Origin of the sequence: Shinella sp. WSD5-1 (genome assembly GCF_963942435.1) — a bacterium.
Taxonomy (GTDB): domain Bacteria; phylum Pseudomonadota; class Alphaproteobacteria; order Rhizobiales; family Rhizobiaceae; genus Shinella; species Shinella yambaruensis.
Genome location: NZ_OZ012599.1, coordinates 15,669 through 38,070 on the forward strand (window position 1 = coordinate 15,669; position 22,402 = coordinate 38,070).

The following is a 22,402-nucleotide window of genomic DNA, read 5'->3' on the forward strand; positions in this document are numbered from 1 at the left end:
GAAACTGGAAAATGAATAGCCTAACTATGGGAGGATATGGCTATGAAGAACAGTAAACTACGTGCATCCGTGGTCCGGGGCCTGCTCGGTGCTGCGCTCGCCCTGTCCCTGGCCCCGGCAATCGCCGCGGCCCAGGAAAAGCCCTTGATTGCCGCTTCCGTTGCCGACCAGAAATCGCTGTTCTATATCGCGGCGGTCGATGGCATGCGCGATGCGGCGAAGGAAGCAGGCCTCGATCTCAACGTGGCCTCTGCCTCCAACAGCTCGCGCGAGCAGATCAACCAGGTTCAGAACCTCCTGGTCCAGCAGCCGAAGGCGCTGCTCTTCATCTCGCAGGATTCGACGGCGGCAGCCGCCAGCGTCAAGGCCGCCAACAATGCCGAGGTTCCCGTCATCGCCGTGGACCAGCGGCCGGAATCCGGCAGCGGCGAGCTCGTCACCTTCATCGCGACTGACAGCGTGAAGGCGGCGCGCGACCTCTGCACTTGGCTCTTCGACAAGATGGGCGGCAGCGGCGAGATCGCCATCCTCAAGGGTGTTCTCGGTTCGACGGCCGAGCAGCAGCGCACGCAGGGTTGCGAGGAAGCGCTGAAGAACTATCCCGACATCAAGGTCGTTGCCGTACAGGCCGCGAACTGGGACGAGAACGAAGCCTTCGCGGCGACCCAGAACATCCTGACCGCCAACCCCAACCTCAAGGCCGTCTTCGGCGAGAGCGACGCCATGTCGCTCGGCGCGGCGAAGGCCGCCCGGCAGGCTGGCCGCGACGACCTGCTGTCGGTCGGCATCGACGGCTTCCCGACGATGTTCAAGGCGATCAAGTCCGGCTTGACCCAGGCGACCATGGCCCAGATTCCGTATAAGATGGGTCAGATGGCAGTTCGGGACGCGCTGCGCGTCATCAACGGCGAGGCGGGCTCGATCCCGGAGATCCAGTACCAGGACACTGTTCTGGTCACGGCCGACAATGTCGACCAGATCAAGCCGTCGGATTTCTACGGCCCGGCCGCCGACCGCTTCTGACAGGGGTCGGACCCGGTCCGTCATGGGCCGGGTCCGCCGTCAGCATCAAGCAATTATTCGAAACGGATCTCGGTCATGGATGCCAGCGCTCCCGCAGAGGTCGGCCTGTTCTGCAACAGGATCGTCAAGGACTACGGCAAGATAAAGGTTCTGAAATCGATCGATTTCTCCTTGCGGCCCGGCAATGTGGTGGGCCTGATCGGTGAGAACGGCGCGGGCAAGTCCACCTTCAACGCGATCATCGCTGGTATCGTCTCGCCGACCGAAGGACAGATCTGGCTCGATGGCACGGAATACCGGCCGCGCTCCCCCTCCGAGGCGCTGCAGAAGGGCGTCGCGCTGATCCATCAGGAAATCCGCCTGCTGCCGAGGCTATCCGTCGCGGAGAACCTGTTCATGGGCCGTCTGCCTATGCGAGGCGGCCGTGTCGACCGGGCGCGCATGGAGGAGGAATCCCGCGCGATCCTCGGCTCCCTCGGCGTCACCATCAGCCCCCGGCGCGTCGTCAACGGCCTCACCATGGCGGTGCAGCAGAGCATTGAGATCGCCAAGGCGCTACTGCGCAAGCCTCGCTACATCATATTCGACGAGCCGACCGCCACGCTCGGTGAGGTGGAGGCCGAGCAGATCCTTGAGCATGTGCGCCGTCTGCGGACCGAAGGAACCGGCGTCATCTACGTCTCGCACCGGCTCGACGAGATCCAGTCCGTGGCCGACCAGGTGGTCTGCTTGCGCGACGGCGCAATGGTGGCCCGATGGGAAGAGAAGCCCGTACCGAAGGAGCAGATGATCAACGCGATGGTCGGACGCGAATTCACTTTCGAGCACCATGCGCCCAAGCCGCGCGGCCAGAAGGTGGTGCTCAAGGTAGATGGGGCGGCCCGGCAGGGTGCGTTCCGCGACGTTTCCTTCGAATTGCTGGAGGGCGAAATCCTCGGCTTCGCCGGATTGGTCGGCGCCGGGCGCACCGATGTCGTCAGAGCCATCAGCGGCGCGGACCGTCTCGATAGCGGCGAGATCTGGGTTGCCGGGCAGCGCGTCAATTTCAAGAGCCCGCGCGGCGCGATGGATGCAGGCATCTTCATGGTCCCGGAAGACCGCAAGGGGCTGGGCCTCAACCTCGATCGCTCCGCCGCCGCCAACATAACGCTTCCCTGGGAAAGGAAGCTCGCGCGCTTCGGCCAGATCCTTCCGTCGACGGTCAGGAAGGTCGGCGAGCAGCAGCGCAAGCGTTTCGATATCCGCGGACGGCTGGACCTGCCCGTCGGTTTCATGTCCGGCGGCAACCAGCAGAAAGTGCTGCTGGCCAAATGGCTGGTGGAGGCGCCGAAGGTCTTTATCGTCGACGAGCCGACGCGCGGGGTGGATGTCGGCGCCAAGATGGCGATCTACGAGATCCTGCGCAGCCTTGCGTCGAGCGGCATGGGGGTGATCGTGGTGTCCTCGGAGCTCGAGGAGGTCCTGGGCCTCTCGCACCGGATCCTCGTCATGTCCGAAGGCCGGCAATGCGGGATCCTCTCCCGCGAGGAGGCCAGTCCGGAAAAGGTCATGGCGCTGGCGGTCGGCGGCCGCGCGTCTTCAACTTCAGATATCCAGCAGGGATGACGACCATGTCAGATGTCAAAACCAACACTGACGTCACGCAGACGGCCTTTCCGGACGCGCAGACGCGTCGGCAGGACAGCGAGGCTCCCGCAATGAACCGCTTTTCCAGCGCGGTCCTTTCCGCCCTCCGCATCCTGCCCGGACCCTTGATCGGCCTGATCCTGATCTGCATCGTGTTTTCCTATCTGTCGCCGTACTTCCTGACGACGCGGAACATGCTGAACATCTTCAGCCAGGTTTCCGAAATCGGGATCATGGCCGTGGGTGCGGCGCTCGTTATCATCATCGGCGGCATCGATCTGTCGGTCGGCGCCGTGCTCGCCGTCAGCCTGATGGTGAACGCCTGGCTCTACCGCGAGTTCGGCGTGCCTTTTCCCTTGTCGTGCCTTGCCGGCGTTGCAGTCGGAGCCCTCGTCGGGCTGGTGAACGGTCTTCTGTCCACCTACGGGCGGATCCAGCCCTTCGTCGCGACGCTTGCGACCATGTCAGCCTGTTCCGGCATTGCGCTCTTCATCACCAATGGTGGCCCCATCACCGGTTTTCCCGACTATTTCACCGCGCTGACGGCGACGCGCATCCTCGGCATTCCGCTCGAGACGATCCTGATGATCGCGATCTACCTGATCGCCGCCTACTGGCTGACCTTCCGGCCGGCTGGGCGGGCGCTCTACGCGGTGGGCGGCGGCGAGGAGGTGGCGCGGCTTTCCGGGATCAACACGCAGCGTGTCAAGCTCGGCGTCTACGTGATCGCCGGCGTGCTGGCCGCCGTCGCCGGCCTCATCCTCGGCTCGCGGCTCGACACGGCCCATCCCACGGCCGGCGCGAGCGATCTGCTCAGCGTCATCGCCGTCGTGGTCATCGGCGGTGCCAGCCTCTCCGGCGGGTCGGGCGGAATGCTCGGGACGTTCGTCGGCCTTCTGATCATCGGCGTTCTTCGCAACGGCATGGCGCTGATCAACGTTTCACCGAACCTCCAACCGGTGGTCATCGGCGTCGCGATCATTATTGCCGTGATCCTGGATCGCCGGTCCGGCCGCTGAGTGTGTCCGGTCGGCCTGTCTTATTGGAAAGTGAGTGTATCATGTCGCTTGACCTCCGGCTGTCGGACCTTTCACGCCTTGACACGATCAGGGCGGCGCTGAGCCAGAATGACCCGCGCGGACAATTCGAGCCGCTGGGCCTCAAGGAAGTGGCGATATCGGGCGACGTGCTCGACGGCCTCACCGGAACGATCGACCGTCATCTGTCGGCTGCCGGTCTCGCCTCCGGCCCGGCAATCCGCGTCCATCTGATGGTGGATCCCGTGGTCATCCGGCGGAATGGGGGAGACCTCAAAGGCGAGGTTTTTCGCAAGCTTTCAGAGCGCTACGCGGTCACCCGCGTCACGCTCGACGATGGCCACGCCGTGCTGCATGCCGATGATCCGATCCTCGACGAGGCCGCCCGTCGCGCGGTCGGGGCGGATTGCATCGTCTCGGTGGGGAGCGGCACGATCACCGATATCGCCAAGGTCGCAGCCATGCGGTCGAACGTGCCCGTGCATATCGTCATCCAGACGGCGGCCTCGGTGGATGGTTACACCGACAATTTCTCGGTGGTCCTGCAGAACGGCGTCAAGCGTACGCTGCTGACGCGCTGGCCCGAGGCGGTGCTGACCGACACGCGCACCGTTTGCGAGGCGCCGCATGTCCTGAACGCATCCGGCTTCGGCGAGCTCATGTCGATGTACAGTGCGCCGGGTGACTGGTTCCTGGCATGCCGTCTCGGGCTGGACAGCACCTTCGCGCCGATACTGCTGGATCTTCTCGCCCTGTGCGGCGAAGGGGTCGGCGACTGGTCGGAAGGCGTCGGCAAGGGCGATCACGACGCCTGCGCGCGTCTCGCCTCGGCGCTGGCGATGCGCGGCATCGTCACGGGCGTCGGCGGCACCACGGCGGCGCTGTCTGGCATGGAGCACCTTTTCAGCCATATGCTCGACATGGTCGCCGGCGAGCGCGGCGCGCCGATGGGCCTGCACGGCGCGCAGGTCGGCGTTGGTTCGGTGATCCGCGCGGCCGCCTGGGAAGTCTTCAGCGAACGCTGGAGCGAGGCTCGGCCGGACCCGGCGAGCCTCTTTCCCGATATCGGAACCTGGGAGTCCCGCGTCGGCGAGGTATTCGCGATGCTCGATCCCAGCGGCCGTATCGGCGCCGAATGCTGGTCGCGTTACGGCAGGAAGCTGGCCGACTGGCACGGCGCCCGCGGAAGCGTCGAGGCGTTCTTCGCGGACTGGGCGGAAAACCGCGCGCGGCACGATGCGCTCGTGCTTGGCTCGCACGAGATTGCGCGCTACCTTCATAGGGCCAACGCACCCATGCGTCACGACCAGCTCGATCCCATGCCGTCGGCAGATCTCGCGCGCTGGGTGGTGGCGAACTGCCAGTTCATGCGCGAGCGCTTCACGGTTGCCGACCTTCTGACGCTTGCCGGCTGGTGGGACGAGGCGGGCGTCCAGCGAGTCCTCGACCGCGTCGATGAAGCCTGCAATGCCGCCAGGGGGGCTGGCAGATGACGGCGGATCTGGTTCTCGGCATCGATTGCTCGACCACCGCGGCCAAGGCGATCGTCTGGGACCAGAAGGGCCGTGCCGTCAGCAGCGGCCGGGCGGCGTTCGGTCATTCGACGCCGAAGCCGGGCTGGGGCGAGCAGGATCCCGTCGAATGGTGGCGGACCACCTGCGAGGCAATCGGGCAGGCGTGCCGGCAGATCGATCCCTCCCGCCTGGCGGCCCTTTCGATCGCCCATCAGCGCGAAACCTTCGTCTGCCTGGACGAGGCCGGGCATGCGCTGCGGCCCGCCATCCTGTGGCTCGATACGCGTGCGGCTGAGGAGGTCGAGAACTTCGGAACGGACGCCGTCCACGCGATCACCGGCAAGCCGCCAAACACCGCCACGAGCTGGTACAAGCTTTTGTGGCTGAAGAAGCACGAGCTGCGTGTCCTCGAAAGAGCGCACCGCGTGGTGGACGTGCACGGTTATCTCGTCCACCGGTTGACCGGCGAGTGGCGCGGCTCCTATGGAAGCATTGATCCGCTGGGCGTGCTTGATCTGAAGCGTTTCGCGTTGCATGGCGGGCTGATCGGACAAACTGGTCTTGCGCCTGAGCATTTTGGAGACATCGTTGCGCCTGGCGAGGTATTGGGAACGGTGCGCCCTGACGTGGCCGCCGACTTCGGGCTGATACCGGGTCTGAAGGTCGTTGCGGGGCTCGGGGATGGGCAGGCGGCCGGTCTCGGTGTCGGCATCACGCGGCCGGGCGAGGCCTATCTCAACCTCGGCACCGGGATCGTTTCCGGCACGTTCAGTGCGAATTACCAGGTGGATCGCGCATTTCGCCTGATGGTCGGCGGTGTGCCCGGCTCCTATCTGATCGAGACCTTCTTCGGCGGCGGCACCTACAACATCAACTGGTTCGTGGAGCGGTTCTCGGATATCGGCAGGGACCCGTTTCATCTGGACCTTTCGCCCGAGCAGATCCTTGAGACCGCTGCCGCCAGCCTCCCGCCCGGTTCGGAAGGCCTCTTGGCGCTTCCCTATCTCACCGGCGTGCTAACGCCCTACTGGGACAGTGCGGCGCGCGGCGTATTCTTCGGCCTGTCGAGCCGGCACGGAAAAGCGCATTTCTATCGTGCGATACTGGAGGGGCTGGCGATGGAGCAACGCCTGTCAACAACGAGCGCCGAGCGCGTGACCGGCTCGACAACCGATCGCTTTCTGGTTATGGGCGGCGGATCGCGCAGCGAACTCTGGTGCCAGATCGTCGCGGACATATTGCAGCGGCCGGTGGAGGTCGCGCGCGAGGGCGAGGCGACATGCCTCGGCGCGGCCATGCTCGCCGCGAAGGGCGCGGGTTTCTTCGATAGCGTCGAGGATGCGGCCTCCGCCATGAGCGGCAGCGGGCGGGTCTACCTGCCCGACAGGGAACGCGGTTTGAAGTACGACCGGTTCTATGAGATCTACAAGACCGTCTACCCGTCGCTTCGCGACCAGTTCAGGCAATTGCAGGATGCCACCCATGACGCTGCATAGCGCCGCACAATCGGACGCTGAAATGATGACGGTCGTTCCGACGATCAGCCTCACGCGCGCCTATCAACGGTATCAGGAAATCCGCTCGCGCCTGCCCGGCGCGCGCTTCCCCAGCGCGCCGGTCTATGCCGGAAGCCTCATTGAAACGGCGGAGCGCTACGACGGATTCCTGTTCGACTCGTTCGGCGTGCTGAACGTCGGCGAGACGGCGATCGAGGGCGCGGCGGAATGCCTGTCGGCGCTGCGTGCCATGGGCAAGCCCTTCTGCATTCTCACCAATGCGGCGAGCTACACCAGCGAGATCGCCTACGGGAAATATCGGCGTCTCGGACTGGACGTGCGACGCGAGGAGATCGTCTCCAGCCGGGATGTCGCCCTCGCGCATCTCGACGGTCTCGCGCCGGACCTTCGATGGTCCGCGATCTGTGCTTCGGGAGACGGTTTCGAGGACGCGGCTGTCGGCGTCATCGATCTCCTAGATGCGGGCGATGACTGGTCGCGCGCAGAAGGTTTCCTCTTCCTGTCGTCCGCCCGGTGGACAGAGGTCCTGCAGGATCGTCTCGTCTCCGAACTGCTCATGAATCCCCGCCCCGTCGTCATCGCCAATCCCGACTTGATCGCACCGCGCGAAGACGGGCTTACCCTCGAACCAGGCTGGTGGGCGCATGACCTCCAGGACCGCGCCGGCGTCACGCCGCATTTTTTCGGAAAGCCCTTTGCGGCCGCTTTCGAGAATGCGATCGGCCGTGTCGGAGCAGGCAGGCTGGCGATGGTCGGCGATACCTTGCATACCGATATACTCGGAGGGCAAGCTGCCGGCCTCGACACGATCCTCGTCACCAGGCACGGTTTATTCGCAGCAGAGCCAGTTGAACCCTATATCGCAGACTCGCAAATCGTTCCCACCATTATAATTCCGTTTATTTAAAGGATTCCTCTGCCGCTGCTTTCCCCCTCTGGCGGGAGCGGTCGTTGGTTCGAATTCTTTCAACGCCTCACTTTACAAGTTTCCGTGGACTTAGGCCCCGCAACCAGTTTCTAGCATGCGACCCTTGAAACCCCCGTTTAACAGGGAAATCAAGGGGATAGGCGGACTCAAAAGCCCCGGACGCATCAGCGCCGGGCCTTTTTGTTTTCAGGTGAACGCAGGATCGAGCGGGTACCGGTTCTGAGCAGGGGAGGCGGGGCGACTTCTGCCCTGAACCCCAGAACTTCGTCCAGATTTTTGTGGGTTCTGTCGTATTACGGGGACGGACGGCATGAAGCGTGCACGGTTTACGGACGAGCAGATCATCGGGATGCTGAAGGAGCAGGAGAGCGGCCAGAGGACGGCCGATGTCTGCTGCAAGCACGGAATATCCGAGGCAACCTTCTCCAAATACAAGGCGAAGTATGGCGGCATGGATGTCTCCGACGCTCGGAAAAGGCCTTGGAAGATGAGAACGCCAAGCTGAAGAGGCTTTTGGCGGACACGATGCTGGACAACGCCATTTTGAAGGGTATCGCATCAAAAAAATGGTGAAGCCCGGCGCAAGGCGGGATGCGGTGGCTTATGTCTGCGAAGAGCATGATGTGAGCCAGCGCCGGGCGTGTGCAATCCTGGCCGTGGATCGGTCGACTACGGCAGTTTCCGCGACGAGTGCCTCAACGAAACGCTGTTCTCGTCACTGCCTCACGCCAGAGCCGAAATCACCGCATGGAAGGAGGATTACAACAGACAGCGACCTCATTCAGCGCTGGGCAACATCACGCCCAACGAATTCGCCATGAAAATGGCGATGGAAAAACAGGCCGCATGAGGCCAGATTGAAAACCAAAGACTCTCCGAAATCCCGGACGAAACTTGGGGCTCAGGTCAAAGACAATCGCCTGCGGCTGTCCTGATCCTCATGGAAGGTCATCTCGATAACGCAACTGAAGATGTCGCCGGCCCGCGCATATAAGCAGGTGAGAGCCGAGCATGCGAAGGCGCTGTTGCTGCAATCCAAATCGCCGCTCATTGATATCGCGTTGGAAGTCGTCTTCTCAAGCGCATCGCATTTTGCCCGTGAGTTCAAGAACATCGTGGGGCAGACGCCGCGCCAGTTCCGGCAGGCTGCGTGAGGAGGCCCGAGCGGTCGGGAAAAGCTGTCGTTCAAGACACCGCGGATGTCGTAATTTCGACGGTTCTTTTGCCCCTCAAGTGAAATGCTGGCGGCATTCAGGGTGCCATCCCGGCCTTGCCGGGATGGATAATTGGGAAGCCGGTCCAATGCCGGCGCTGCCCCCGCAACGGTAGCGGAACGAAATCTCGACGAATGCCACTGGCCGGCCGGCCGGGAAGGTGTCGAGAGGGTCCTTAGGGACGGTTCCGAAGCCCGGAAACCAGCCTTGAATCCATGACTCGGCCGATTGCGGTGGGCGATCGAGAGGCGAACGGCGTCCTTTCGTGGACGCTCCGTTGCTTTCTCCTTTCCATCCTTCGTCGAGAGACGTTTCGCGGATCGCCCGGCGGTTCGCGTTTCGTCCTGACCACGATCCTGCCCGCGGAGGAGCGGGCCGGGCGGCTTCAACACAGGAGGAGACAGAGCATGAGCAGGAATCGAGGCGTCGTCTACATGCGGCCCGGCAAGGTCGAGGTCCGCGACATCGATGATCCGAAACTCGAAGCGCCGGATGGCCGCCGCATCGAGCACGGCGTGATCCTCAAGGTAATTTCCACGAATATCTGCGGCTCCGACCAGCACATGGTACGTGGCCGTACGACGGCGATGCCGGGCCTCGTCCTCGGCCACGAGATCACCGGCGAAGTGATCGAGAAGGGCATCGACGTCGAGATGCTTCAGGTCGGCGATATCGTCTCGGTGCCCTTCAACGTCGCCTGTGGCCGCTGCCGCTGCTGCAAGTCGCAGGATACCGGCGTCTGCCTGACGGTGAACCCATCCCGCGCCGGCGGCGCGTATGGCTATGTCGACATGGGCGGCTGGATCGGCGGGCAGGCACGCTACGTCACCATCCCCTATGCCGATTTCAACCTCCTGAAATTCCCCGATCGCGACAAGGCGATGGCCAAGATCCGCGACCTCACGATGCTCTCGGACATCCTGCCGACCGGCTTCCACGGCGCGGTGCGCGCGGGCGTCGGCGTCGGCTCGACGGTCTATGTGGCGGGCGCCGGCCCTGTCGGGCTTGCCGCCGCCGCCTCTGCGCGCATCCTCGGTGCGGCGGTCGTCATGATCGGCGATTTCAACAAGGACCGTCTCGCCCACGCGGCGAAGGTCGGCTTCGAGCCCATCGACCTCTCCAAGAGCGACCGGCTGGGCGACATGATCGCCGACGTGGTCGGCACGAACGAGGTGGACAGCGCCATCGACGCCGTCGGCTTCGAGGCGCGCGGCCATGCGGGCGGCGAGCAGCCGGCCATCGTGCTCAACCAGATGATGGAGATCACCCGCGCCGCCGGCTCGATCGGCATTCCGGGCCTCTACGTCACGGAAGATCCGGGCGCGGTCGACAACGCAGCCAAGCAGGGCAGCCTGTCGCTGCGCTTCGGTCTCGGCTGGGCGAAGGCGCAATCCTTCCACACCGGCCAGACGCCGGTGTTGAAATACAACCGGCAGCTCATGCAGGCCATCCTGCACGACCGCCTGCCCATCGCCGATATCGTCAATGCGAAAATCATCGCGCTCGACGATGCGGTGCAGGGCTACGAGAGCTTCGACCAGGGCGCGGCAACAAAGTTCGTACTCGATCCCCATGGGGACCTGTTGAAGGCGGCCTGATGACATGAAACGGGCGCCGGTCGGTTCTCATGGCCGGCGCCGCAAGCACGATGGAATGCGCGCTGCCACACGGGCCGCAGGATTGCGCCTCATCGATCAAGGATACCGGCATGGCTCACCTTCGGGATGTCTTGAAGGACCACATCGTCGATGACAGATCCGGTTGGAGCATGGGCTCCCTCGGTGCTGTCGCCGAGTTTCATCGGGATCGGGGCGAGTATCTGGAAGCCGACGCGCCGACGATGTTCGTGCGCGCGACGCCGCGTGATGCAATCCGGCTGAATGCCGGAACGGTCGGGAGATCGTCCCTCTCGCCTATGAGGCCCTCAGCCCGAAGCCGCATCGATGGAGCCACGGCCTGGCACTTTGCCTGCCGCAGAAAGATTCGATCATGGCGGGACGCAGGGTCCTGACCGAGCTCGGGCGGATGAGGACGCCGTCCGTCGTGCCGACCGGAAGGCAATCCTTTTCGACATTGGTCTCAATCTGCCCCACTGCGATTTCTGCATCCGCACTGAGGACCCGGATTTGCTGGTGATCCTGCGCGCCAATGCCGGCCGCAGCCTGTTCGATCCCGGCAATCCGGCAAGCGACGCGATGAGGAGGGCCTACCCCCATCGCGTCGCCTTGACTCGCATCGGCCGCATCGAGGTCTTCAGCCCGCCAATCCTGTGATGGGCGGGGATCGGGATTTCGACATCGATGATCACGCCGCTTCCAGGATCTGTTCGAGCGCTTCGCGCGCCGGGCTCTGCCGATCCTGCGCAAGGCGGTGCTGGACGGGCTCGCCCGCAGGATAGACCCCGAGCAATTCCTAGCGCAATCCGACCGCTTCAGCCGGGCCACCGTGCGCATCATGCTGCGTCAGCAGTATCGGCTCGGGGTTTCCATCTGGCGCAGGCAGCCAGTGGGACGATCTGTTCCTTGGTGGGGATAGGATTTGCCTGATTTGATCTTTGAAAACGGAGCTGCCAGCCGCTGAATCGGTGGGGGGCTGGTCCAAAAGGGCCGCCAAGAAAGACGCCCCTGCCTTCGGTAGCTCTTTTGACCATCTTATAGTCGTTATGCACCCGGCATTCTTGATTGTGACATCGGAATTGGCGACCTCTTTCAAGACGATCCTTAGTTTGGAGCTTCTTGAAATGGCCGGAAAAATTGACAGGATATATGACGCTCTCATTGGTGGCGCAGAACGAGGGCTGGAGGATGACGCGCTTTACCGCCATGTCCTGGCGGAATGTCCAAAGGCGAGCAGCAAGAGGATCGTGAAGGCTTCGCTGCTGGCGCTGACCGATCCGGGCGTGAAGGACGCCCAAATTCTGAAGGTCGTCTATGCCTTGGCCATCAGGCATCGGCTCGACCCGGTGATGGACAACGATTTCGAGCCCGGCGAGGAGCCGACGGCCGACAAGGCCTTGGTGAAGAAGCGGAAACCCGTAAAGGCTTAAGATTGGCCTGAGGCCCCTTTGCACTCCTGACCGCTCGATGGCTCGTGCTGGACTGGCTCATAGGGGCTGGGGCCGCCCGGAATGCTTTGCCAATCATCCGCGATTTGGCGGGCGTGCGGGCACACGACCGCCGATTGCTGAACGAAGCCGCCGGTCGGTCGTGCTTCGGGATCTGAGGCGAGGAGTACTCGCCTCGTGTCGCTGCGAGGAGGAACGGCCGGATGGTGATCGAATGACCGACACCACCCGGACGGTCCATGCCTCAGGCGTTTTCGGTCTGGCCTTCTTCCTCGACCTTGTCGTCATCCTCGGTCTTGCCGGTTTCCCAGCTCAACTGAAACTCGATTTCGGCGCTGCCTTCCTCGATCTCGTAGACGATCGAAGCGACGGCGTCCTGCGGGATGACGACTTCCTCGTCCTCGAGCCGGATCGAGTAGTTTTCGTTCGATTCCAGCATATCCGCCAGCCGGCGGAGTTCCGCTGCGAATTCCGCTATGGAATAGGTCTTCTGGATTTCGCGTTCTGCTTCCATGACTGATCCTCTGTTTAGCAGTTGGCAGCAGCATGAAAGCGTTCGACTGCAAAACAACGATGAAGTTTTGATAGTATTTACATGATATTATTTACGTATCTTCTGTATACTGCGCGGATTGGTGAATCTGCGCAGCGGGAAATAACCCTCTGTCGAATGTAATATTTTCTTGTAGGGGGAATCAGCTCGGATCGTCGCGGTGGACGTCGTGGACGACCATGCCGATGGATTCCGGCGGCTTTTCGAGCCAGCGGCGGTGTTTCAGGGTCTTTCGCGTGTCCTGGTAGCCGGAATCCCAATGTTCGCGCATCGAGGTGCCGGAGAACTCGTAGTCCTTGGCGTCACTTTCGTAGATTTTCTGCTGGTAGATGAGATGGACGATGTTGATCTGCGGCACGTCCTCCATGGCCGTGAGAAAAGCCTGGTCCTCGTCCGTCAGCGCCTCCGCCGGCACCCGCAGCAGCGCCTGGTGCAGCCTGAGACGCAGGTTGTGCAGGCGGCGGAACGTATCGGTATTGTTGCGCGTGCGGCTGGAATACATGATGTCCTTGTGCCGCGCGAGCACATCCGCCATGTCGCGCGGCAGGATGCCCCGCGCGCTGAAAAGATCGACCTGGAAGACCAGCGTGTCGCGGACGTCCTCTTGTTCCAGCAGATATTGCAGCGGTGTGTTGGAGACGATACCGCCGTCCCAGTAATATTCGTTCTCGATCAGCGTGGCGGGGAAGGCCGGGGGCAGGGCGCCCGACGCCATCACATGCTCGGGACCTAGGACTTCGATATGGCTGTCGAAATAGCGGTAGTTGCCGGTACGGACGTTCACCGCACCGACGCTGAGCCGCTGGCGGCGGTCGTTCAGCACGTCCCAGTCGATGAGGCGGTCGAGCGTCGACTTCAGTTCCGACGTATCGTAGAAGCTGGTCGCCCCCGAGGCGCCCGGTTGCTGCAGCCAGGGATTGACACGATGCGGCGCGAAGAAGCCGGGCAGGCCCGACATCATCGTCATCATCGAGCTCGCCTGGTTGCGCATCTTGCGGAAGAAGTCGCCCTCCGGCGTGAAATGCCAGATCTTGCGGGCGGAGATCGTCTCCCAGAAATCGCGCAGCCGGTCGAGGCGGTTCTCCCTGGCGTTGCCGGCGATGATGGCGGCGTTGACCGCGCCGATCGATACGCCCGACAGCCAGTTCGCTTCGATGCCGGCCTCGTCGAGGGCCTGGAAGACGCCGGCCTGATAGGCGCCGAGCGCCCCGCCGCCCTGGAAGACCAGGCCGACCGACTGATAGGCCGAGAGAAGATCGGCGATATCGGGCGTTTCGGATTTGCGCCTGGGCTTCAGCCTTGCCTGTTCGTCCATCATCCTGTTCCTCAAGCCGGATCGGCCATGTAGTCATGCACGACGTCGCCCATGCCCAGGGTGAGGTCGGCGATGAAATGCACGGCCGAGACGATTTCGAGCACCGGCAGGCGGGCGACGTCGGCGATGACGTGGCGGAAGAGCTGCAGGTCGGCCGGCCCCGTCCAGGCGCCCTTCACGGTCACGTCTTCGAGATGGTAGCGCACCAGTTCGCAGATGCGAGGGCTTGCATCGACATGGGGAATGATCTTGACTAGGAAATTCGGCTTGCCGAGCGAACGGGCGACGTCGGCGGTATCGACCGCGCGGTGCTTGTAGCCCATCGTGGCGCTGGCGCAGAGCACGGAGCCGTAGTGCAGCGTACCGACGATGACCTCGCCCTCATGCACGAGCTTGGGAAAGGCAAGCTTCTTCGGAAAGCCCCAGATTTCCCGGCCGCCGGCAATCGGCGCGTCGTCGTCGAGATACATGGCGTGGACATAGACGCCCTCCTCGCCGTTGAAGCGGACGGGGATGACCTGGCCGGATTCGGTGTAGTCGCCGAAGCCGGTGGAGTCGGGCATCTTGATGAACTCGTATTTGACGACGGGATCGACGATCTCCAGCGGTTCCGGCACGACGGCGCGCAGCGCATCGGGGTCGGTGCGGTAGCTGATGATGACATATTCCCGGTCGATGAAGCGGTACGGACCCGGCGGATAGGCGGGGTTGGTCAGCGGCATGGCATAGGCGTTGCGGACGTCGGCGGCCTTCATGTCGGTCGTTCCTGAATTTGCGAAATTGTGAGGGGCGATCAGTGTGCCGTCCAGCCGCCATCGAGCGACAGGATGGCACCGGTCATGGAAGCTGCACCTTCGCCGGCGAGATAGAGGGCGAGGCCGGCAACCTGCTCGACCGTCACGAACTGCTTGGTCGGCTGGGCTTCGAGCAGCACGTCATGGATGACCTGCTCCTTGGTGAGGCCGCGCGCAGCCATCGTGTCGGGGATCTGCTTCTCGACGAGCGGGGTCCAGACATAGCCGGGGCAGATGGCATTGACCGTGACGCCGTTCGTCGCCGCTTCCAGCGCGATGGTTTTGGTCAGGCCTGCGATGCCGTGTTTGGCCGCGACATAGGCGGACTTGTAGGGCGAGGCGACCAGCGCATGGGCCGAGGCGATGTTGATGATGCGGCCGAAGCCGCGCTGCTTCATGCCGGGCAGGGCGGCCTTGATGGAATGGAAGGCGGCGATCAGGTTGATCTGGATGATCGCCTGCCATTTGTCGGCGGGGAACTCCTCGATCGGGGCGACGTGCTGGATGCCGGCATTGTTGACGAGGATGTCGCAGCCGCCGAACGTGTCGACTGCAAGCTGGACCATCGCCGTGATCGCTTCGCCATCAAGCATGTTCGCCGGCGAATAGAGGCAGCGCGCGCCGAAATCCGCCTCGATAGCCGCACGTTCCGCTTCGATTGCCGCAGCATCGCCCAGTCCGTTGATGACAACATTCGCGCCCGCCGACGCAAAGCGCCGGGCGATCGCAAGGCCTATGCCGCTGGTGGAGCCGGTGACGATGGCGGTTCGGTTGGCGAGGGTATTCGGCTGGGTCGCGTCGTTCATCGGGGGGCTCCATATCTTCGGCCTTGAGCGGTCGTGGCGTGATCTGGAGCACACCGATATTTCATTGCGATGACAGTTGTTCCTGGTCATCTATGTGCTGTTTTTAATTATGGTCAATATCGTCACGAGAGCGTCAAACAAGATTATTAGTAAATAGTGGTCGAACACGCAGTGTATTAAATTTACGTCTTGAAGTCGTGCGCATTTCCATACCTGCCAGTCGGTCATGACTGGCGGAGAGGCCCTCTGTTGTCTGAAATTGCGCAATACCGAGGGGAGATTCATGGTGAATTTGTTACGGCATCCCGGCTGCCAAGTCTGGCGCAGGCTTGCGCTGGCCCTTGGCGCTGTCATCCTTCTATCCGTCCATGCCGCCCACGCCGAACCCATCCGGGGCGCCGGATCGACCTTTGCTGCACCGATCATCCATCTCTGGTCGCGCGACTACGAGGCGATGCGCACGGATGGCGGTGATTTCACGTCGCCGGATTGGCGCGTCGACTACGAGCCGGTCGGCTCGCTCGCCGGCATCATGCGGCTCGACCAGCCGGAAACGGACTTTGCGGCAACCGATGCGCCGCTGCCGTCGGATGAACTCAAGAAGCGCGGCTATGCCCAGTTTCCCATCGTGATGGGCGGCATCGTGGTCGTGGCCAATCTGGACGGTGTCGGTGCGGGGGCGCTGCGTCTTTCCGGACCCGTCCTGGCCGACATCTATCTCGGCAAGGTGACGACATGGTCCGATCCGGCGATCAAGGCGCTCAACCCGGGTCTGGCGCTGCCGGATGCGGCGATAGCAGTCCTTCGCCGCGAGGACGGTTCGGGCTCAACCCTCACCTTCACCGGTTTCCTCGCCAAGGTCAGCCCGGAATGGGCGGAGAAGGTCGGCGCGGATACGCTGGTCAAATGGCCGCTCGGCAAGGGCGAGAAGGGCACCGGCGGGCTTGCGAGCCTCGCGGCTGCCACGAAGAACAGCATCTCCTATCTCGAATATGGCCAGGTCGTCCGCCTTGGTCTTGCCTATGCAACGCTTGAGAACCAGGCCGGCGCTTTCGTGCAGCCGGGCCCGGAGAGTTTCCAGGCAGGCCTTGAAGGCCTCGCCTGGGATCCCGCGACCGGCTCTCCCGCCACCGGTACGGTGACGACGGGTGACAGGGCCTATCCGATGGCGGTCGTCACCTACGCTGTCGTGCCGCGGGATCGCGGAAAGGGGCGCGTCAACCGCGTGCTGGATCTCTTCCGCCTTGCCTTCAGCCACGGTGGCGATGAGGCGAGCGCACTCGGCTACATCCCCATCCCGCCGGCGCTGGCCGGCAAGATCGAAGCGTACTGGACCACGAATCTGGGTTCCGTGAGCAACTGAGCCCGGCTTCGTCGCAATCGTTCTAATAGAAGCGAGTCTTCCCATGGAAATTGATATCTTCAAGGACATTCTCGTCCCCGTCATCGGCGGGTTGGGAATCTTCATGCTCGGCCTTGAGTTCATGGCCAACGGCATCCAGGCGCTTTCCGTCAACAGCATGCGAAACTTCCTTGCCAAGGCTGCGGGCACGCCGATCAAGGGTGTCATGGCCGGAACTCTGATCACTGGCGTCATTCAGTCCTCGACGGCCATGACGGTGATGGTGGTCGGTCTCGTCAATGCCGGCGTGGTCGGTCTCAGGCCGGCAATCAGCGTGATCATGGGCGCCAATATCGGTACGACGCTCGGCAACGGCCTGATCGCCCTGCCGCTTGGCCCGCTTGGCCTGATCTGCGGGGGCGTTTTCGCGCTGGTCTACTGCTTCGCCAAGAGTGAGAAAGTCCGTAACATTGCGCTCGCCTGCATGGGCTTCGCGCTGATCTTCTATGGTCTCAACCTGATGACGGGTGGCCTGCGTCCCCTGCGCAACATGCCCGAGGTCATGGAACTGCTTCAGACGCTTCGGGCGGATTCCTATTTCAACCTCATCAAGTGCGTCCTCATCGCAGCCGGCATCACCGCGATGATCCACTCGTCGTCGGCAACGATCGGCATCGTCATGGGCCTGGGTGCGGCCGGCGTGCTCGACTGGACGACCGCCGTCGCCTTCTCGCTCGGCGCCGATCTCGGCACCACCATCACTTCGTGGATGGCCTCGCTCAACCTGTCCAAGAATGCCAAGCGCGCGGCCTACGCGCATATCTCCTTCAACATTATCGGCGTCTGCATCACCGTCCCGCTCTTCTTCGTCTCGATCGGCGTCTTGCAATGGACGATGGGCGTCTTCGGCATGGGTGATCCGGGTCTTGCGGTCATGGTCGACGGCAAGGAAACGTTCCCGCTCGTTCCTGTCGCGGTCGGCCTTTACTCGACGGTTTTCAACATCTTCAACACGGCACTGCTTTTTCCCTTCGTCGGCGTGTTCGAGCGTGTTCTGTCCCGTGTCGGGCGGTCGGACGAAGAGGATATCGAGGACTATTCGACCCCGAAGTTCCTCAGCCGCGAGGTTGCCAACGACTTCGCTCGTGCCGTTCCGGCCATCCAGCAGGAAACGACGCGTCACCTCCAGGCCGGTGCGATGTTCCTCAACATCGCACGCGGCGACAAGAAGGCACCCTCCGATCCGGGCGAGCACTATCTCGCGACCGACATCCTCAGCCGCGATATTCGCGCGTACACGGCCAACCTGATGAAGGAAGACCTGCCCTACGATCAGCTCGACCTCATCGCCAGCCTGATCGAGGAGGCGGACTTCACCGCGGCGCTCACGGAATCGATGCACCAGGTTGCGCGCCGGGTGAAGCGTGAGAAATTCTCGCCGCAGGCACAGGCGATCGTCGAAACCGCGCTGAACAAGCTCGATGTCTCGCTTCGCGCCATCATGCCGGACCATGGCATCGCCGATCCGCAGATGCCGGCGGGCCATGTCAGCTATCCCGACGTGGAGGAACTGCGCGCCAAGACGCTGGCGCTCGGTCCGAATGCCGGTGCTGCTGAACGGGGCACCATCCTTGCTCTGCTCGGTTCCGTCGAGCGTGCGGAAATCCTGATCCGTCGCATCGATGCCGAGCGCAAGTCGGTAAACCGGCAGAGCGTGCTCGCCCGCGCGAATATCCGGCGGGAGAACCGCGAGCAGCGGATGGATGACGGCGGCTTGAGCCCGGTTCCCGCCGAATAGGCCATATGCTATCGGTCACCGCGGCGGCTACGCTGCGGTGACTGCTCGGCCGCCGGCTCCGGCCTGCCGGACAGTTTTCGCATTTGGGAACATCCCTTGAGCATAGTCCCTTATGCTTCCCCGATTTACCGAGAAGGAAGTCCCTCGTGAGTGTCGGCCTGATTGCTCTTCTTGACGATGTCGCGGCCCTTGCAAAGGCTGCCGCTGCATCGCTTGACGACATTGCCGCCCAGGCCGGGCAGGCCGGCGCCAAGGCAGCCGGCGTCGTCATCGACGATGCCGCCGTGACGCCGCGTTACGTCACCGGCTTCTCACCGGCGCGCGAACTCCCGATTATCGGCCGGATTGCCCTTGGCTCGTTGAAGAACAAGCTGCTTTTTCTGCTCCCGGCGGCGCTGGTGCTGAGCCTTCTTGCGCCGCAGGCGATCACGCCGCTCCTGATGCTGGGTGGTCTCTATCTCTGCTACGAGGGTGCGGAAAAGGTCTATGAACTCATATCTCCGCACGGCGCCCATCGTCATGAAGAGGCGTTGGATACCATCGCGGTCGACGCCAAGACCTTCGAAAACGAGAAAGTCGCCGGCGCGATCCGCACGGACTTCATTCTGTCCTCCGAGATCATGGCGATCACGCTGGGTTCCGTGCCGGATGCGGGCATCGCCAGCCAGGCCTTGATACTGGCCGTCGTCGGCGTCGTGATCACGGTCGGTGTCTATGGTGTTGTCGCGCTTATTGTGAAAGCAGATGACGCCGGCCTCTGGCTTGCGCGCCGCCCCTCCCGCTCGCCGATCGACGCCGGCCTTCGCATCATCGGTCAGGGTCTCGTTCAGGGTATGCCCTATCTCCTGAAGCTCCTCGGCATGGTCGGTACGGCGGCGATGATCTGGGTCGGCGGCGGTATCCTGCTGCATGGCGCCGAGATATTCGGCTTCGCATGGCCGAGCCACATCCTGCATGATGCCGCCGAGGCGGCTGCGCAAGCCGTTCCGGCATTCGGCGGCTTTCTTTCCTGGCTGGTCCAGGCCACGGGTTCCGGTATCCTCGGCCTGGCGATCGGCGCGGCGATGATCCCGGCCGTCGGCGGATTCATCGTGCCGGTATGGCGCTGGCTGAGCGGACGCCTTCGCAGGCTTCGCGCAGCTTGATCCGCCTCGCTTGTGACGGAATACCCCCTGCGGGCCATAACCTTTGGAGATGAGCCGTCTTGGCATCGGAAATCGAATTGAAGCTGGACCTGACGCCCGAGGCCGCGCAGGCGCTCCTGTCTTCCGGCCTGCTGCCGGCGGAGCCCGCCGTGTCGGAACTCAGGGCGATCTATTTCGACACGCCGGAGGAGGAGCTTCATGCTGCCGGCTTCTCCTTGCGCATCCGCCGGACGGGCGACCAGCGCATCCAGACCGTCAAGGCCGCGGGCGAGAGCGCGGCCAGCCTCTTCGTGCGTCCGGAATGGGAGCAGCTCGTCGAAAGCGACGTGCCTGTCCTCGACGACACGACGCCGCTGAAAGCCCTTCTCGGCGAGCGGGCACGGGTACTGCGTCCGGTGTTCGAGGTTGCCGTCACGCGGATGACCTGGCTCGTATCCTGGCGGGAGGCGCAGATCGAGCTCGTGCTCGATCGGGGCGAGATCGCCGCCGGCGATAGGCACACGCCGGTCTGCGAGATCGAGCTGGAGCTGAAGTCGGGCGATCCCGCCGCTCTTTTTTCCTACGCGCGCGGGGTCGCCGCCGAGGCGCCGCTGCGTCCCGGCGTGCTCAGCAAGGCGGAGCGGGGCTACAGGCTGCTTGGCCCTGCATTCTCCTCGGCGCCGGCCGAGCCGGTCCTTCTGTCGCAGGACATGGACGTGGAGAGGGCATTCCGCGTCGTCGCCGGCGCTTGCCTTCGCCAGTTCAGGCTGAACGAGATGCTGTTCGGTCGCGGTGATGTGGAGGTTGTGCATCAGGCACGGGTCGCCCTTCGGCGCCTGCGTTCGGCGCTGGCCGCGTTCGCGCCCGTGGTCGCGGACGATGCGCTGGAGTACCTGAAGGACGAGCTGCGCTGGCTGGCCGGCGTTCTGGGCGCGGTGCGCGACCTCGACGTACTGATCCCCGAACAACGGGATGCGGCGGCACGCGCCGCACTGGAGCAGGCGCGCCGCGAGGCCTTCGAAAGGGCGACCGATGCCCTGGCGTCGCCCCGGGCACAGGCGTTGATGCTCGACCTGTCGGAATGGCTTGCCTGCGGCGATTGGCATCATCGTCCGTCGCTGGCGGAAATGCGCGCGATGCCCTTGCGTGATTTCGCGATCGCCGCCCTCGACCGGTTGCGGCGGAAGGTGAAAAGGCAGGGTCGCGACCTCGCCGACCTCGATGACGAGGTGCGCCACAGGATGCGCAAGGACGCCAAGAAGCTGCGCTATGCAGCCGAGTTCTTCGCCAGCCTTTTCCAGGGCAGGAAGCAGCGGCGGCGCTATGGCGACTTCATCGAGGCGCTGAAAACGCTGCAGGACGCTCTCGGTGTGCTGAACGACAGGGCGAACACATCGAGGCACCTCGCCGAGGCCGGCCTCTTTCCCGAAGAGATGCCGCAGAAGAAGGGGGCGGACGAGGCGGAGATACTGAAGGTCGCGGTGGAGGCGCATGATGCCTTCTGCGACGCCAGGCGCTTCTGGCGCTGAACGAAAAAGGGCTGCCCGGCTTCGCGAGGATCGCGCTCCCTGCTTTTCACATGGCTGTCAAGACCGGCCGCTATCTGCTGGCCCGGTCGGGCATTCCCGACCGTCCGGATTCGCTGGGAGACATCATGGCCGTCGTCGCATCCTGCCTTTATCGCGAAGGACGCCGCATGGAGGAGGTGCCGTTTTCCGCCGTCGCCGTGCCGGCAGAGCCCCACGACTTCATCTGGATCGGTCTGCATGAGCCGACCGCCGAGGAAATGGCGCTGCTGAAGGCGCGCTTCGACCTGCACGAACTGTCCGTCGACGATGCGCTCAACCCGCTGCAAACGCCGAAACTCAGCGCCTACGACGACCAGATTTTTGTGCTCGCCCAGACGGCGAAGCTCGAAGGCGACAGGATCGTCTATGGGCGCACCGGCATTTTCGTCGGCGAGCGCTATATCATCACCGTGCGGCACGGATCCGAGCGGGGGCACGGCGCGTTGCGCGGCCGGCTCGAAATGTCGCCGCATACGCTCAGCCACGGCACCGACTATATTCTCCACGCCATTCTCGATTTCATCGTCGACGGCTACCTACCGATCGTCCGGACGATCGAGGATTCCGTGCTCGACATGGAGCGCACCATGCTCGACGCCTTTCTCGACCGGGACCAGATCAAGCTGATCTTCCGCCTGCGCCGCGAGGTCATCCTGTTCCAGCGTGTTCTCGATGCGATGCTCGATCTGTGCGGCAAGCTGGTGCATCTGGACCTGCCGTGCCTCGATGCCGAGGCGAAGCCCTATTTCCGCGATGCGCTGCAGCACATGCATCGCGTCGAGCAGACGGTCGGCGGTCTCAGGGACGTCATCACCTCGGTATTCGAGGCGAGCAATCTGCTCGAGCAGCAGCGGCAGGGCACGATCACCCGCCAGCTTGCCTCCTGGGCGGCGATCCTCGCCGTACCGACGGCGATCGCCGGTATTTACGGCATGAACTTCGAGAACATGCCGGAGCTCGAAACCCGTTACGGCTACTTCGTCGTTCTCGGGATAATCGCCATTTTCTGCAGCGTGCTGTACTTCCGGTTCAAGCGCTACAAGTGGATATGAGGCCGTTCCAGGAGGGCGCCGAATTGCGCTTCGTCACAAAAGCGTCGTCGATGTTTCCTATAGGATTCCGGCGGGAAAGGCGCGGAACAGCCGGGCCGGGCAGGTCGTTTCGGCCATGCGCCGACTG

The 22,402-nt window shown here is 63.3% G+C and carries 19 protein-coding genes, 4 pseudogenes and 1 riboswitch; of the genes and pseudogenes, 19 read left to right on the forward strand and 4 right to left on the reverse strand.

The window, feature by feature from the left end; translation table 11 throughout:
* Positions 1–42 precede the first annotated feature (42 nt).
* The 14 genes and pseudogenes from AABQ55_RS28735 (at position 43) to AABQ55_RS28790 (ending at position 11,905) form a co-directional block, all read left to right on the forward strand.
* A complete protein-coding gene (locus AABQ55_RS28735) occupies positions 43–1,023 on the forward strand; it encodes a substrate-binding domain-containing protein (protein ID WP_272808492.1) in 981 nt (326 codons plus the stop codon).
* A 75-nt stretch (positions 1,024–1,098) separates the two neighbouring features.
* Positions 1,099–2,628 (forward strand): sugar ABC transporter ATP-binding protein, encoded by a 1,530-nt coding sequence (locus AABQ55_RS28740; protein WP_272808493.1) that lies wholly within the window; start codon positions 1,099–1,101, stop codon positions 2,626–2,628.
* A gap of 92 nt (positions 2,629–2,720) precedes the next feature.
* The gene (locus AABQ55_RS28745; RefSeq protein WP_338341932.1) at positions 2,721–3,668 is read left to right on the forward strand and encodes an ABC transporter permease; all 948 of its coding nucleotides are present in this window, start codon (positions 2,721–2,723) and stop codon (positions 3,666–3,668) included.
* Between the two features lie 41 nt (positions 3,669–3,709).
* Positions 3,710–5,179, forward strand: coding sequence for an iron-containing alcohol dehydrogenase (locus AABQ55_RS28750; RefSeq protein ID WP_272808495.1), 1,470 nt, complete (start codon positions 3,710–3,712; stop codon positions 5,177–5,179).
* A complete protein-coding gene (locus AABQ55_RS28755) occupies positions 5,176–6,696 on the forward strand; it encodes a xylulokinase (protein WP_272808496.1) in 1,521 nt (506 codons plus the stop codon). Before AABQ55_RS28750 ends, AABQ55_RS28755 begins: the two co-directional genes overlap by 4 nt.
* Positions 6,683–7,624 carry an HAD-IIA family hydrolase gene (locus tag AABQ55_RS28760; RefSeq protein WP_272808497.1) on the forward strand — a complete coding sequence of 314 codons (942 nt, stop codon included), beginning with the start codon at positions 6,683–6,685 and terminating at the stop codon, positions 7,622–7,624. Before AABQ55_RS28755 ends, AABQ55_RS28760 begins: the two co-directional genes overlap by 14 nt.
* Before the next feature lie 331 nt (positions 7,625–7,955).
* Positions 7,956–8,313 (forward strand): annotated as a pseudogene (locus tag AABQ55_RS28765) (transposase); the annotation flags it as partial.
* Positions 8,314–8,318: 5 nt separating this feature from the next.
* Positions 8,319–8,495, forward strand: a pseudogene (locus tag AABQ55_RS28770) (integrase core domain-containing protein); the annotation flags it as partial.
* A gap of 121 nt (positions 8,496–8,616) precedes the next feature.
* Positions 8,617–8,799, forward strand: coding sequence for a helix-turn-helix transcriptional regulator (locus AABQ55_RS28775; RefSeq protein WP_443021238.1), 183 nt, complete (start codon positions 8,617–8,619; stop codon positions 8,797–8,799).
* Positions 8,800–8,882: 83 nt separating this feature from the next.
* Positions 8,883–9,083, forward strand: a riboswitch (cobalamin riboswitch).
* Positions 9,084–9,266: 183 nt separating this feature from the next.
* Positions 9,267–10,457, forward strand: coding sequence for a formaldehyde dehydrogenase, glutathione-independent (gene fdhA / locus AABQ55_RS28780; RefSeq protein ID WP_272808499.1), 1,191 nt, complete (start codon positions 9,267–9,269; stop codon positions 10,455–10,457).
* Between the two features lie 110 nt (positions 10,458–10,567).
* Positions 10,568–10,870 carry a DUF6925 family protein gene (locus AABQ55_RS37810; protein WP_443021259.1) on the forward strand — a complete coding sequence of 101 codons (303 nt, stop codon included), beginning with the start codon at positions 10,568–10,570 and terminating at the stop codon, positions 10,868–10,870.
* Positions 10,759–11,132: pseudogene (locus tag AABQ55_RS37815) on the forward strand (DUF6925 family protein). Before AABQ55_RS37810 ends, AABQ55_RS37815 begins: the two are co-directional and overlap by 112 nt.
* 46 nt (positions 11,133–11,178) lie before the next feature.
* A pseudogene (locus tag AABQ55_RS37820) lies at positions 11,179–11,394 on the forward strand (hypothetical protein); the annotation flags it as partial.
* A gap of 205 nt (positions 11,395–11,599) precedes the next feature.
* On the forward strand, positions 11,600–11,905 hold the full coding sequence (locus tag AABQ55_RS28790) for a hypothetical protein (protein ID WP_272808764.1): 306 nt from the start codon (positions 11,600–11,602) through the stop codon (positions 11,903–11,905).
* Positions 11,906–12,167: 262 nt separating this feature from the next.
* Here the strand turns inward: AABQ55_RS28790 and AABQ55_RS28795 are convergent, their stop codons facing one another.
* From AABQ55_RS28795 to AABQ55_RS28810, 4 genes are all read right to left on the reverse strand, one after another.
* Positions 12,168–12,437, reverse strand: a complete 270-nt coding sequence (locus AABQ55_RS28795; RefSeq protein ID WP_272808501.1) for an amphi-Trp domain-containing protein — start codon at positions 12,435–12,437, stop codon at positions 12,168–12,170.
* Positions 12,438–12,618: 181 nt separating this feature from the next.
* Positions 12,619–13,791 carry a patatin-like phospholipase family protein gene (locus AABQ55_RS28800; protein ID WP_443021260.1) on the reverse strand — a complete coding sequence of 391 codons (1,173 nt, stop codon included), beginning with the start codon at positions 13,789–13,791 and terminating at the stop codon, positions 12,619–12,621.
* 11 nt (positions 13,792–13,802) lie between these two features.
* Positions 13,803–14,546: an acetoacetate decarboxylase gene (locus AABQ55_RS28805; protein WP_272808503.1), complete on the reverse strand. Its 744-nt coding sequence runs from the start codon at positions 14,544–14,546 to the stop codon at positions 13,803–13,805.
* A gap of 38 nt (positions 14,547–14,584) precedes the next feature.
* Positions 14,585–15,391, reverse strand: a complete 807-nt coding sequence (locus AABQ55_RS28810) for a 3-hydroxybutyrate dehydrogenase (RefSeq protein ID WP_272808504.1) — start codon at positions 15,389–15,391, stop codon at positions 14,585–14,587.
* A gap of 283 nt (positions 15,392–15,674) precedes the next feature.
* On the opposite strand from AABQ55_RS28810, the gene pstS reads away from it, so the two are divergent.
* The 5 genes from pstS (at position 15,675) to AABQ55_RS28835 (ending at position 22,275) form a co-directional block, all read left to right on the forward strand.
* Positions 15,675–16,754: a phosphate ABC transporter substrate-binding protein PstS gene (pstS, locus tag AABQ55_RS28815; protein WP_272808505.1), complete on the forward strand. Its 1,080-nt coding sequence runs from the start codon at positions 15,675–15,677 to the stop codon at positions 16,752–16,754.
* Positions 16,755–16,797: 43 nt separating this feature from the next.
* Positions 16,798–18,531, forward strand: coding sequence for a Na/Pi cotransporter family protein (locus tag AABQ55_RS28820; RefSeq protein ID WP_272808506.1), 1,734 nt, complete (start codon positions 16,798–16,800; stop codon positions 18,529–18,531).
* 146 nt (positions 18,532–18,677) lie between these two features.
* Entirely contained in the window at positions 18,678–19,676 is a 999-nt protein-coding gene (locus AABQ55_RS28825; RefSeq protein ID WP_272808507.1) for a DUF808 domain-containing protein, read from the forward strand.
* Positions 19,677–19,735: 59 nt separating this feature from the next.
* Positions 19,736–21,184, forward strand: a complete 1,449-nt coding sequence (locus AABQ55_RS28830) for a CYTH and CHAD domain-containing protein (RefSeq protein WP_272808508.1) — start codon at positions 19,736–19,738, stop codon at positions 21,182–21,184.
* A 125-nt stretch (positions 21,185–21,309) separates the two neighbouring features.
* Positions 21,310–22,275, forward strand: a complete 966-nt coding sequence (locus AABQ55_RS28835; RefSeq protein ID WP_272808765.1) for a magnesium and cobalt transport protein CorA — start codon at positions 21,310–21,312, stop codon at positions 22,273–22,275.
* Positions 22,276–22,402 lie beyond the last annotated feature (127 nt).